The following is a 13,100-nucleotide window of genomic DNA, read 5'->3' as shown; positions in this document are numbered from 1 at the left end:
ATCCTCCACATACTTCCTGAACGATACCCGCCCCCCTGCTATCGGCCTGGCATCATCGCGCAGGCCGAAGTTAAGGCAATACAAATCAAAATCCAAGACTATCCAACAAATCGTCCACCTGATCCTGACTGGCTACCACACCGGCTTTGCTGGTATCGACCTGAGGTCCATTAAGCAAACTCTGGTTTTCACGTTTTGGACGCGACTCCTGTTCCGGGATGTTTTCCAACAGCACCATCAGCAACTGACGTTCGATCTCCTGAATGACATCCATCATCCGCTTAATGACCTGCCCGGTGAGATCCTGAAAATCCTGCGCCATCATGATTTCCAGCAGTTGCGCGTTAGTAAAGCTGGTATGCACGGGGACATCTACCAGAAATTGCCGCGTATCTGTTACCAGTTCTCGGGCGTCGGCAAGGTCGATCGGATCGGCAAACCAGTCATCCCAACGTTGGGTTAACGCTTTTGCTGATTTCTCCATTTGATCCTGATGCGGTTGTGACGCCTCAACACTGTTCAGCGCCCGCTCCGCAGCCTGGGCGGTCATCTGCACAACATAGTACAAACGATCGCGCGCATCGGGGATGGCTTCCGCCGCTTCGGCAATGGCCTGATCCAGCCCCAGCTCCCGCAAACTGTCGCGCAGCATACGCGTCAGGCTGCCGATGCGCGCAATGATATCGCCAGCTGAATGCTCGTCAGCAGGTTTGATTGATGGTTGCATCATAGTCGCATCCTCACATGCCCAGTTTCTCAAAGATTTTGTTGAGTTTTTCCTCCAGCGTCGCGGCGGTAAATGGCTTCACCACATAGCCACTGGCCCCTGCTTGCGCCGCAGCAATGATGTTCTCTTTCTTCGCTTCTGCAGTCACCATTAACACTGGCAATGCCGACATCGCGCCATCCGCACGAATCGTTTTCAGCAATTCCAGGCCATCCATGTTGGGCATGTTCCAGTCGGAGATAACAAATCCATAACCGCCTGCCTGCAACTTATTGAGAGCGTCGACGCCATCTTCCGCTTCCTCAACATTATTGAATCCCAGCTCTTTCAGCAGGTTACGCACTATGCGTCGCATGGTGGAAAAGTCATCCACAACCAAAAATTTAAGTTCTTTATCCGCCATTTCACACTCCTGATTTAAATACGTATCGCCTGTCCGGCACTAATTTTTGCCAACATTTGCTGGCTTACCTGGCTAAGATCGACCACTTCGCAGACACCACCCATATTGATGGCCTCGCGCGGCATGCCGAACACCACGCAACTTGCTTCGTTTTGTGCAAGGGTCCATGCCCCCGCCTGACGCATCGCCAACATTCCTGCCGCGCCGTCGTTGCCCATACCGGTCAGGATCACCCCAACCGCATTACGCCCCGCCTGTTTGGCGACAGAATGGAACAACACATCTACCGAAGGCCGATGACGGTTAACCGCCGGGCCATCGTGAATTTTGATTTGGTAATTTGCGCCACTACGCGCCAGCTCCATATGCCGATCGCCCGGCGCGATATAGGCATGTCCCGGCAAGACGCGCTCTCCGTCTTCGGCTTCTTTAACCCCGATCTGGCAAAGCTTATTAAGTCTGTCGGCAAAAGAGCGGGTGAAACCGGGCGGCATATGCTGGGTAATTAACAGTGCCGGGCTGGAAAGCGGTAACGGTTGCAGGACGTGACGAATTGCCTCAGTTCCCCCCGTTGAAGCACCAATCGCAATCAGTTTTTCAGAACTCAACAGCGGCCCCGCTTTCAGCGTTGTCGGTGCCGACAATGGCTTATGTGCTGCAAGGCTCGCCTTTGCTGCTGTACGCACCTTTTCAGCAATCATTTCGCTATACGCCAGCATTCCTTCGCGAATACCCAGTTGCGGTTTGGTGACAAAATCTATCGCCCCCAACTCCAGCGCGCGCAGCGTGACTTCTGACCCTTTGCCGGTCAGGGAAGAAACCATCACTACGGGCATTGGACGCAAACGCATTAATTTTTCGAGGAAATCCAGTCCGTCCATCCGCGGCATTTCAACATCCAGCGTCAATACATCGGGATTGAATTTCTTAATCAAATCACGCGCAACCAGCGGATCAGGGGCGGTCGCCACCATTTCCATGTCGCTATGGCTGTTGATGATTTCTGTCATGATCTGGCGCATCAGTGCCGAATCATCGACAGATAACACCCTGATTTTGCTCATCGTTAATCCTTACTTAGCGCATACACCGTCTGACCACGCAGCGTGAAGCGGCGCTCAAGGTGGCTAAAGTTTTCAGAGTGACCCGCAAACAGCAATCCGTCGGGTTTAAGGAGCGGAACAAAGCGGCGCAAAATCTCCTGCTGGGTAGTTTGATCGAAGTAGATCATGACGTTACGACAGAAGATCGCATCAAACGGCCCCGGCACGGTGTACTGTTTCGCCAGTAAATTCAGCGGGGCAAAATCAACATAGTTCGCCAGCTCCTGACGCACGCGTACCAGCCCTTCATGCGGTCCCGTCCCTCGCATGAAATACCGTTGCAGTTGCTGCGGCGTCAGGTTTTTCAACTCTTCATGGCGATAAATACCGCTTCTGGCTTTTTCCAGCACTTCGGTGTCGATATCGCTGGCAAACACTTTCCAGCGTCCGGGCACGGTGCCCAATGTGTCAGCCAGCGTCATCGCAATGCTGTACGGCTCTTCGCCGGTCGAAGCCGCCGCGCTCCATACGCGATACTCGCCAGAACGGCGACGTGCGTGATCCGAGAGCAGAGGAAAATGATGCGCCTCACGGAAAAATGCCGTCAGATTCGTGGTCAGCGAATTGATAAACGCCTGCCACTCACCGCTGTGCTGATTAGATTCCAGCAAGTTCAGGTAATGGCCGAAATCCGTCAGTCCCAGCGAACGCAAACGACGAACCAGTCGGTTGTAAACCATGTCGCGTTTATGGTCGGCCAGGACGATCCCGGCTCGTTGATAGATCAATTGACTTATCCGCCGAAAATGCGCGTCGGAAAGCGCCAGGCGCTCGGTCATCTGTAACAATAAAGACGTTTGCCCACAGGGCAGAGATGAAGTCATAGCGCCTTCTCAATCACTTCAGGATACCACTGGCGCAATTTGTAACTGCGCCGACTCATGTCGTGCTACTTCATGTTCTTCAAGGGTAAATACCGCCACACGCGAAGAAAGATGGTCGGCCTGATTCGCCAGTTGTTCCGTTGCCACCGCCGCTTCTTCTACCAGGGAGGCGTTCTGCTGTGTCACCTGATCCATCTGGCTGACAGCCTGTGCAACCTGCTCAATCCCCCGCCGTTGTTCTTCCGAGGCCGAAGCAATTTCTCCCATAATGTCGTTCACGCGGGTCACCGAACTGACAATATCAGTCATGGTCGCGGCGGCGTTATTCACCAGTTTCGAACCCTGCTGGACACGATTGACTGACTCTTCGATCAGCCCTTTGATCTCTTTTGCCGCCTGGGCGCTTCGGCTGGCAAGATTGCGCACTTCACCTGCCACTACCGCAAAACCACGCCCCTGCTCTCCGGCGCGAGCCGCTTCCACTGCCGCATTCAGGGCCAGAATATTGGTCTGGAAAGCAATGCCGTCGATAACGCTGATAATGTCGCCAATTTTTTGCGAACTGGTGGCGATCTCCTGCATGGTGTGAGTCATGGTACTGACCTGAACACCGCCCGCCTGCGCCGTTGTCGCGGCATTTTTTGCCAGTTCCGACGCCTGGCGCGCGTTATCGGCGTTTTGCCCTACCGTGGCGGTTAATTGCTCCATACTGGCGGCCGTTTGTGCCAGCGATGCCGCCTGCTGTTCGGTACGACTTGAGAGATCGTTATTGCCTGCGACAATCTCCGCGATACCAATGTGCATCTCCTGGCTTCCCTTACGCACATCACTTACCGTCCCACGCAAAGCCTGCTGCATGGTCTTCAGACTGGCAAAAATGGCGGTGATCTCATTGCGACCATACACCGCAATCGGACGCGCCAGATTACCCGCAGCAATGCTGTCAAAATGGCTACCGATAATGGCCAGTGGTTGAACAATCATCTTGCGCGTCCACCACAGCGCACTGCTGATGTAGATCGCCGCAACAATAATCATGCTGATAAACACCAGCGCCGAAATCTGATAGTTACGCTGGCTTTGCGCACTGGCAGCTTCCAGCACATGGTTGATCTCCAGCTGCCAGGCCTCAAAGTTAACGTCAAACGCATTCTGTGATTCCTGCACCGGCGCAGTGAGGAAATCCGAAAGTTGATTACTTTCAAGCCAGGTCGCCTGATGTTCGAGATCGTTGTGCCAGCGGGCAAAACTTTTCTCCGTCTCTTTTTGCAACGCCCTGACGTGCTCGTTGCCCGCAGTCATCGCCATAAAACTTTTAAACAGCGTGGTGGATTGCGTCAGACTGGCGCGCGCCGTCGTCATCAACGTTTTAATGTCATCCGCCGGATAGCTAAGCGCCGTCAGAGTGCCCGCTTTGTTCAGCGCGGTACTGGCCTGTAACATTACCGCCCGAGTTTGCGCTAAAGCCGCACGTTGCTGATTGCTCTGCTCGACCTGATTCAGTCGTTGCACATCGTCGCGAAATGCCCAAAAAGACATGCCGTTACTGCCAATCTGCAAGATCCCGCAGAGAATCAAAATTAAAAACAGCGTGGTCGAAATTCGAATACGATTAAACATCAACGCTCCCCATCAGGCGGCAATGACCGCGTTAGTAAATACTCGTCAAAATGTTTCCCAGTTTGGATCTTGTTCAGCAATTCGCAGTCGTGGCTGTGCCGGTGGTTGCTCACTGGCAGGACGGGATGGTGTTTGCGGTTTATTGGTGAGTGGGCTGGCTGCCAGACGAAACGCGGAAACCGCTTGCGTTAAACGACTGGCCTGTTCTTCCAGCGCAGCTGCGGCGGCAGCTGATTCCTGCACCAGCGATGCGTTCTGTTGCGTGACGCGATCCATTTCCGAAACCGCCAATGCGACTTGATCGATGCCACGGCTCTGTTCATCCGATGCTGATGCAATCTCGCCCATAATGTCAGTCACGCGGGTGACAGCATTGACGATATTGTTCATTGTTTCCCCGGCGCTTTCGACCAGCACCGAACCGGTATCAACGCGCGAGACGGAGTCTTCAATGAGGGCTTTGATCTCTTTTGCCGCCTGGGCGCTGCGACTGGCAAGATTACGTACTTCGCCCGCCACCACGGCAAAACCACGGCCCTGTTCACCCGCTCGCGCGGCTTCAACAGCGGCATTCAGCGCGAGGATATTAGTCTGGAAGGCAATACCATCGATAAGGCTGATAATGTCGGCAATTTTCTTCGAACTATCGGCGATCTCATGCATCGTTTTCACAACGCCATCCACCACTTTGCCGCCGTGCTGGGCGGTGTCGGAGGCACTTTGCGCCAGTTGCGAGGCCTGGCGGGCGTTATCGGCGTTTTGCTTCACTGTCGCGGTGAGCTGCTCCATGCTGGCGGCAGTTTCTTCCAGCGCGGATGCCTGCTGTTCAGTACGGGAGGAAAGATCGGTGTTGCCCGCCGCAATTTCACGGGTACCGGCATAGATGGCATCGGAACCTTCACGCACATGAGTGACGGTGTCAGTCAAAGAGCGTTGCATATGTGAAACGCTCTGCGCCAGGTCGCTCATTTCACTGCGCCCGTCCATGGTCAGGGTATTCGCCAGGTTACCACCGGCGATTTCGCGAATATGCGCAATAATTTTTGCCAGCGGTGTAAGCAACATACGGCGAATGCCGTACCACGCCACCAGCAGAATCAATACCACCACCAGCGCGATAACCGCCAGTTGCCACTGGGCAAATCGGTAATCATCTGCGTTGTCAGTGACGATATCGCGATACAGTTTTTCACTGCTGAGGGCGTACTGAGCAAACGCTTCGCCCATTGCATTTTGCATTCCCTGGGTTGGCTGAGCGAAATAAGCTCCAGTATTGCCATAATCAAGATAATCAATCAGTTCAGTTAACGCTGTGTGATAGTTTTTATATTTTTCATCAATATTACGACTGGTAGCGACCATTTCAGGTAACGGTGCCATGCTTTTGAATTTTTTATAATGCGTCGCGGCCTGGGCCAATGTTTTCCTGGCGCTATCGAGTAATTCAACTTTGGCGTTACTTTGCTGATTGGATGAATCCATCATCATCCGCACCGCTGAACGACTCAGGTTAATGCGCGTTTGCAGCATTAAATCCCAGGTTGACGTCAGCTCGCCCTGCTGTTCCCGTAATTGATTGGAAACCACAAAGCTCTTCTGGCTATGGTGAAGGGAAGAAAAAAACAGACTGCCGGAAATAAGCTGTAACAGTGCGAATACCCCCAGCACCATTACCAACAGCGTGACTACGCGGATACGGTTAATCATAAGGCACCTTCCTGAAAACAAGTTGATCTCGTTATCGGCAAGGAAGGGGGAAACTTTATTGCTGATGCCACCCGCCGCGAAATTGAAATAAAAAACCCGATGCGCAGATCATCGGGTTCATTTCAATTGAGGAAATCAGGAGAATTACGCCACTTCTGACGCCGCGCTATCTAACAGCGCCATCTCTTCGCTGTTCAGCAGTTTTTCGATGTTCACCAGAATCAACATCCGGTCGCCCAGTGCGCCCAGTCCAGTGAGATATTCTGTTGAAAGCGTCACGGCAAATTCCGGTGCCGGACGAATTTGCTCCGCCGTCAATGAAAGCACGTCTGAAACGCCGTCAACCACGATGCCGACCACCCGCTGTCCGAGATTCAGGACGATAACTACCGTGTTGTCGTTATAGTCCACATCCCCCTGGCTGAACTTAATTCGTAAGTCGACAATCGGCACAATAACGCCGCGCAGATTCGTGACGCCTTTGATAAACGCTGGCGTGTTCGCAATCCGTGTCACCTGATCGTAGCCACGGATCTCCTGCACTTTCAGGATATCAATACCGTACTCTTCATCACCAAGGGTAAATACCAGAAATTCCTGGCCTGACGGCTCGCTGGCCAGCTTTGTTACATTCGTCATACCGGTCATATTGTTACCTTTTTACTCATTCAGGCGGCGGTGTTCGCCATACGTTGTTCGCGGTTTATCGCCTGCAAGGCGGAGACATCAACAATCAGTGCCACGCTGCCGTCGCCAAGAATGGTCGCAGCAGAAATGCCGGGGACTTTGCGATAGTTACTTTCAAGGTTTTTAACCACAACCTGGTGTTGACCAATTAATTGATCCACCAGCAAGGCGTAGCGGCGACTGCCACTTTGTAAGATCACCACAATTCCCTGGGTAGCTTCGGTTTTCGCGCCCGCGACGTTGAACACTTTCCACAGTTCGACGATGGGCAGATATTCACCCCGCACTTCCAGCACCCGCTCGCCGCCGGCCAGTGGATGCAGATCGGCTTCACGGGGTTGCAGTGATTCCATGACAGCATTCAGCGGCAGAATGAAAACTTCATCCGCAACGCGAACGGACATGCCGTCGAGGATGGCCAGCGTCAGCGGCAGTAAAATGCGGATCGTAGTGCCAGTACCCTGCTTCGACTGGATTTCGACATGACCGCCCATCTCCTGAATATTACGTTTAACGACGTCCATGCCGACGCCGCGCCCGGAGACGTCGGTGACCTGCTCTGCCGTGGAGAAGCCTGGTGCAAATATCAGCATCGCGACTTCGTCGTCGCTCATGTTTTCGCTGACAGTCAAACCTTGCGAGGCCGCTTTTGCCAGAATTCGCTCACGGTTTAGCCCTGCACCATCGTCGGTCACTTCAATGCAAATGTTGCCGCCCTGATGTTCGGCAGAAAGAATTAAATTTCCGACGCTGTTTTTACCTGCGGCGAGCCGTTTTTCTGGCAGTTCAATACCGTGATCGAGGCTATTGCGTACCAGGTGGGTCAGCGGGTCGATAATGCGTTCTATCAGGCTCTTGTCGAGTTCAGTAGAACTGCCCACCAGCGTCAGTTCTACCTGCTTGCCGAGTTTTCCCGCCAGATCACGCACCAGCCGGGGATAGCGACTAAAGACATATTCCATCGGCATCATGCGAATCGACATCACTGATTCCTGCAAATCACGAGCGTTACGTTGTAACTGCCCCATGCTGGTAATCAAATCACCATGATTAACCGGGTCCAGTTCACTGGAGCGCTGGGCAAGCATGGACTGGGTGATGACCAGCTCGCCGACGAGGTTAATTAATTGATCAACCTTTTCTACCGCTACACGGATGCTGGTGGATTCACTGCTGCGCGTCGTTTTTTCCCGCTCCACGCGACCGGTTGGCGCTTGTTCGGCTGCCAGTTTAAGCACTGGTGGGGTGGATATTTTGGGCGAGACTTCTACTGTTTCAAAGGTAATCTGATCGGCTTCAATCACAAAACAGAGTACCGCTGTGATGTCATCTTCGGCGATGTCGCCCGTTAATATTGCCGAGAGAGAATCCGTCCCCTTCACCACGTCAGTTAACGTTGTCAGATGCCCCAGCTCTTCTTCCAGCAGGTCGACTTCCCCGGCCTTCAGGCGCGAAAGGATAATTCGTCGCGGCGACTGACTGCGACTCTGCTCATCTTGCGGTTCACTTTTGGCAACCACACTTAATCGGGTCACTGCGGATGGCGTTTCGCCTTTCGCTTCTAATGCCAGTTGACGCAAGGCCTGGCAGATATAATCGAAGCTGGCGGCATCCGGCTCTTGCGACTGTTTATAAGCGTCGAGCTGTTCTTGCATGATGTCCTTCGTTTCCAAAAACAGATTGATAATGTCGGTGTTGAGTTGCATCTCACCTCGTCTGGCTTCGTCGAGCAGGTTTTCCATCAGATGCGTGGTTTCCTGCAAAACGCTGAAGCCAAAGGTTCCTGCCCCTCCTTTGATCGAGTGGGCAGCCCGAAAGATGGCATTCAATTGTTCGGCATCTGGCGCTTCCGGCTGCAAAACCAGCAGATGCTGCTCCATATCAGCCAACAGTTCGTCCGCTTCATCAAAAAATGTCTGATAAAAATCGCTTATATCCATGCTCACGCTGTCACCTCGGTTCGGCTGATGGCATTGTGGGAACACTGACCTGTGGTGCAACCTCAGGTTTTTCCAGGGCGCTTACTGGCTCATTCTGGCTTTCGGCGTTTTCATGCAAAATGGCCTGTTCGGCTTGTTTGTTCAGTACCAGCAGGCTGATGCGACGGTTGACGGCATCATCAGGTCCGCGATCGCTTAAGCGCATCGTTGCCGCCATGCCGACGACACGTAACACTTTGCCGCCATTCAACCCGCCAACCATCAGTTCGCGGCGGGATGCATTGGCACGATCGGCAGAAAGCTCCCAGTTGCTGTAACCTTTCTCACCGCTGGCGTAGGGAAAATCATCGGTATGACCCGAGAGGCTAATTCGGTTGGGAATACCGTTCAGTACGGGCGCGATGGCGCGCAGAATGTCGCGCATATAGGGTTCGACGTCGGCACTGCCAGTTCTGAACATCGGGCGATTCTGGCTATCGATGATCTGAATACGTAGACCTTCCTGGACCAGATCGATTTTGAGATGTGGACGTAACGCCCGCAGTTTCGGATCGGATTCAATCAACTGGTCGAGATCACCCCGCAATTTCCGCAATCGACTTTGCTCCATGCGTTTTTTCAGCTCTTCGATGTTCGGCTGCTTATTCACTTCCCCCTGACTTTGGGTGTAATCATCACCCCCACCGGGAATTGGGCTTTCACTATTAGAAATGCGATCGCCGCCCGTAACCGCTGTCGCCAGCGGAGTCCGGAAGTACTCCGCAATCTGAATCAGCTCTTTTGGACTGGAGATAGAGATCAGCCACATCACCAGAAAAAAGGCCATCATTGCGGTCATAAAGTCGGCATAAGCAATCTTCCACGATCCATGTGCTGCTCCGTGGCTTTTGGCTTTGCGTCGTTTGACGACAATAATCGGATGCGCTTGATTCTTCATGCTTCCTCGGTTGTCGTCTGTTGTTGCGGATTTTTCACCGCACGTACATGCTCTTCCAGTTCAATAAACGACGGACGTTCGCTGGAATAGAGCGTTTTGCGACCAAACTCAACGGCGATAGGCGGTGCGTAACCGTTCAGATTAGATAGCAGTGTGACTTTGACGCACTGCATCATTTTGCTGGTTTCGGCGCTTTTCTGACGTAAAACACTCGCTAATGGGGAAATAAATCCGTAAGCCAATAAAATGCCGAGGAAAGTCCCCACCATCGCATGTGCGATAAGCGCCCCCAGCTCGGCGGCAGGACGATCGGCTGAACCTAACGCGTGAACGACCCCCATTACAGCCGCGACAATACCAAACGCCGGAAGTGAGTCCCCGACCAGCGCCAGACTGTTCGCCGGGACTTCTGCCTCGCTTTCGTGCGTCTCAATTTCTTCATCCATCAGGGCTTCGATTTCGAAGGTGTTCATGTGACCGCTGATAATCAGGCGCAGATAATCGACGATAAAATCAAGCATGACGCTATCCGCAAGGATGCGTGGGTAGCTGGCGAAGATCTCGCTCTCACGGGGATGTTCAATATCACGTTCCAGCGAAAACATCCCCATCTGCCGCGATTTCGCCATCAACCGATAAAGCAGAGCCAGCAGATCCATATACATTGCTTTGGTGTATTTGGAGCGACGAAACAGCAACGGCAGCGCCTTCAGCGTGCCTTTAATCGCTTTGCCATTATTGCCGACGATAAACGACCCAATCCCTGCACCGGCAATAATCACCAGTTCAGCGGGTTGATAGAGTGCTCCAAGGCTTCCACCGGTCATCAAATAACCGCCGAAAACTGTACCGAGAACAACCAGGTAACCTAATAAGATAAGCACGACATCATCCTTCCACTGTTGACCATGACAGGATGTTCAGTCGTCAGGCGTTAACGCGCGATTGGGGCAAAAAAAAGCAGCGGTACGTCGTTACCGCTGCTGGAATGTTGCGCCACACCGTATCAGTTAAACAGCCTGTACTCTCTGTTCATCCAGCAGTTGTGGGATAATATCGGCAGGATTCTGGGAAAGTTTACGTCTTTTTACTGCCCGGGATGGCGGCTGACATAAGCTGCAGGCAAAGCTGCCAACAGGCTGGTGAGCGTGGGTAATAAAATTGCCGCCGCAGCAGTTGCAGCTGGAAAGTTGCAGTAATCCACTTTCAACAAACCGCACCAATGTCCAGGCACGGGTTAATGCCAGCAGCGGTCCGTCTTCTGCTTGCGGGCACTGTTCAAGGTATAAACGGTAGGCTTTGATCACTGCATCGACGCCATTACACAAACCGGTTTTCAGTAAAAACTGCCATGCATTACAGAACATCGAAGCATGAACGTTTTGTTCCCAGGTCATAAACCAGTCGGTTGAGAATGGCAGCATGCCTTTCGGCGGTGGGCTTCCGCGCAGTTCTTTATAAAGTTTTATCAGGCGTCCGCGACTTAACTGTGTTTCGCTTTCCAGCATCTGCAAACGAGCGCCCAGGGTGATCAATTCCATTGCCAGCTGAATATCCCGCGCTTCCTGAACAATGCTTTTTTCACTCATGATCAGGCCCTTTTCTTGCGCAGCGCTTCTTCAGGCTGATTAACATCATTCAGCAAGCGTGTTGAGAGCATGATGCCGGTATGAATTTGCTGGAGATCGTCAACGCGGGAATCTTGCGTCAATTGAGTAATCGTCTGGTGGCTGTCAAAACGGAAGTGACAAACCAGCTGATTGGTTTCTGCCAGCTTAACCATTTGCGGAAGAGTCAGTGCCGCTAATGTTGTCGCCATTTCTTCATTTATGCCGAGACGAAACATAGCGGACGCTTTGTCCTGAACAATCAGACGCTGTGCAAGTAGTAAATATGACAAGTTGATGTCATAAATGTGTTTCAGCAACTCGGAGGTATGCATTATTCCCACCCAGAATAACCAACTTTATTTTTATGCGGTCTCACCGCACCCCGTGATGTCGCCGGGAAGCCCCGGTAAAAAATAATTAGCATTAGAATAGTTGCGATAAGCTGCAATAAGCAGAACCACCTTTTTGGTTTAATAAGTCCTTACAAATAGAAATGGGTCTTTACACTTATCTAAGATTTTTCCTAAATCGACGCAACTGTACTCGTCACTACACGCACATACAACGGAGGGGGGCTGCGATTTTCAATAATGTGTGATGCAGATCACACAAAACACTCAATTACTTAACATAAATGTATAAGTCATACTTTTGTTTTGGGTGTATTTCAATCTGTTAAAAAGTTTTTCGCAACGCTAGCAAGCAAAAATGAAACAGGAATAATCGAAATGGGATGTTGCGCACAGTTAAAATAACTCACCGTAAATAATCATCTGCTATAAATAATCACTTTCATGCAATACCCGATAAGCTATTTTTAAACAGACACTTACCGCACAACAAACTAATTAAATACAAAGAAAGGCAACAATCAACTTAATGTTAATAAAATGTTTTACATATATTAACCACTTGTTTAATATGGAGAATCAGTACATTATTTTCTTATAATTACAGTTGAAATCATATGATAACCAAGAGTGATTGATTAATTGTCTTTACTAATGACCAGACTAATATTTACCTGTTTGACTGAGTTGGGATTGCGTCGTTTCTCCATTAGGAGTAAAGCTTTAATGTCACCTGAAGTTCACAGAATAAGGAACAGGTTATGAGCTATAGCAATATTCTTGTCGCCGTTGCGGTTACACCGGAAAGTCAGCAACTGCTGGCAAAAGCGGTATCTATCGCCAGGCCAGTAAAGGGACACATCAGTTTAATTACTCTCGCTTCCGACCCGGAAATGTACAATCAATTAGCCGCGCCGATGCTTGAAGATTTACGCAGCGTGATGCAGGAAGAAACGCAAAGCTTTCTTGATAAGTTAATTCAGGATGCGGGGTATCCCGTTGACGAGACGTTTATTGCCTACGGTGAGTTAAGCGAACATATTCTGGAGGTTTGTCGCAAACATCATTTCGATTTGGTGATTTGCGGTAATCACAATCACAGTTTCTTTTCGCGAGCATCCTGCTCGGCGAAAAGAGTGATTGCCTCTAGTGAGGTCGATGTGCTGTTAGTTCCACTTACGGGAGATTAACC

Annotated in this window: 13 protein-coding genes; 1 reads left to right on the top strand and 12 read right to left on the bottom strand. The window is 51.4% G+C overall.

Annotation, left to right across the window (positions count from 1 at the left end):
• Positions 1-85: 85 nt before the first annotated feature.
• The 12 genes from cheZ to flhD all read right to left on the bottom strand — a co-directional run bounded on the left by cheZ (position 86) and on the right by flhD (position 11,890).
• Positions 86-730: a protein phosphatase CheZ gene (cheZ, locus tag ACJHX7_RS03300; RefSeq protein ID WP_094029614.1), complete on the bottom strand. Its 645-nt coding sequence runs from the start codon at positions 728-730 to the stop codon at positions 86-88.
• Between the two features lie 10 nt (positions 731-740).
• Positions 741-1,130 (bottom strand): chemotaxis response regulator CheY, encoded by a 390-nt coding sequence (gene cheY / locus ACJHX7_RS03295; RefSeq protein WP_000763867.1) that lies wholly within the window; start codon positions 1,128-1,130, stop codon positions 741-743.
• Positions 1,131-1,144: 14 nt separating this feature from the next.
• On the bottom strand, positions 1,145-2,194 hold the full coding sequence (gene cheB / locus ACJHX7_RS03290; protein WP_000036371.1) for a protein-glutamate methylesterase/protein glutamine deamidase: 1,050 nt from the start codon (positions 2,192-2,194) through the stop codon (positions 1,145-1,147).
• Between the two features lie 2 nt (positions 2,195-2,196).
• Positions 2,197-3,057, bottom strand: coding sequence for a protein-glutamate O-methyltransferase CheR (gene cheR, locus ACJHX7_RS03285; RefSeq protein ID WP_094029613.1), 861 nt, complete (start codon positions 3,055-3,057; stop codon positions 2,197-2,199).
• An 18-nt stretch (positions 3,058-3,075) separates the two neighbouring features.
• Positions 3,076-4,677 carry a methyl-accepting chemotaxis protein IV gene (gene tap, locus ACJHX7_RS03280; RefSeq protein ID WP_022645817.1) on the bottom strand — a complete coding sequence of 534 codons (1,602 nt, stop codon included), beginning with the start codon at positions 4,675-4,677 and terminating at the stop codon, positions 3,076-3,078.
• Between the two features lie 45 nt (positions 4,678-4,722).
• Positions 4,723-6,384 carry a methyl-accepting chemotaxis protein II gene (tar, locus tag ACJHX7_RS03275; protein ID WP_410231526.1) on the bottom strand — a complete coding sequence of 554 codons (1,662 nt, stop codon included), beginning with the start codon at positions 6,382-6,384 and terminating at the stop codon, positions 4,723-4,725.
• 144 nt (positions 6,385-6,528) lie between these two features.
• Entirely contained in the window at positions 6,529-7,032 is a 504-nt protein-coding gene (cheW, locus tag ACJHX7_RS03270; protein WP_001430520.1) for a chemotaxis protein CheW, read from the bottom strand.
• A gap of 20 nt (positions 7,033-7,052) precedes the next feature.
• Positions 7,053-9,017 (bottom strand): chemotaxis protein CheA, encoded by a 1,965-nt coding sequence (gene cheA / locus ACJHX7_RS03265; RefSeq protein ID WP_094029611.1) that lies wholly within the window; start codon positions 9,015-9,017, stop codon positions 7,053-7,055.
• A gap of 4 nt (positions 9,018-9,021) precedes the next feature.
• Entirely contained in the window at positions 9,022-9,948 is a 927-nt protein-coding gene (gene motB, locus ACJHX7_RS03260; protein WP_000795636.1) for a flagellar motor protein MotB, read from the bottom strand.
• A complete protein-coding gene (gene motA, locus ACJHX7_RS03255) occupies positions 9,945-10,832 on the bottom strand; it encodes a flagellar motor stator protein MotA (RefSeq protein ID WP_094029610.1) in 888 nt (295 codons plus the stop codon). Before motA ends, motB begins: the two co-directional genes overlap by 4 nt.
• 126 nt (positions 10,833-10,958) lie before the next feature.
• Positions 10,959-11,537 (bottom strand): flagellar transcriptional regulator FlhC, encoded by a 579-nt coding sequence (gene flhC / locus ACJHX7_RS03250; RefSeq protein ID WP_001291591.1) that lies wholly within the window; start codon positions 11,535-11,537, stop codon positions 10,959-10,961.
• A 2-nt stretch (positions 11,538-11,539) separates the two neighbouring features.
• The gene (gene flhD / locus ACJHX7_RS03245) at positions 11,540-11,890 is read right to left on the bottom strand and encodes a flagellar transcriptional regulator FlhD (protein WP_001295647.1); all 351 of its coding nucleotides are present in this window, start codon (positions 11,888-11,890) and stop codon (positions 11,540-11,542) included.
• Between the two features lie 779 nt (positions 11,891-12,669).
• Here flhD and uspC point away from each other — a divergent pair.
• A complete protein-coding gene (uspC, locus tag ACJHX7_RS03240; protein WP_000122421.1) occupies positions 12,670-13,098 on the top strand; it encodes a universal stress protein UspC in 429 nt (142 codons plus the stop codon).
• The last annotated feature ends 2 nt before the right edge of the window (positions 13,099-13,100 follow it).

This window comes from Escherichia sp. WS1451 (assembly GCF_046487365.1).
Classification (GTDB): Bacteria; Pseudomonadota; Gammaproteobacteria; order Enterobacterales; family Enterobacteriaceae; genus Escherichia; species Escherichia coli.
This window is presented reverse-complemented; position numbering and strand designations above follow the sequence as displayed.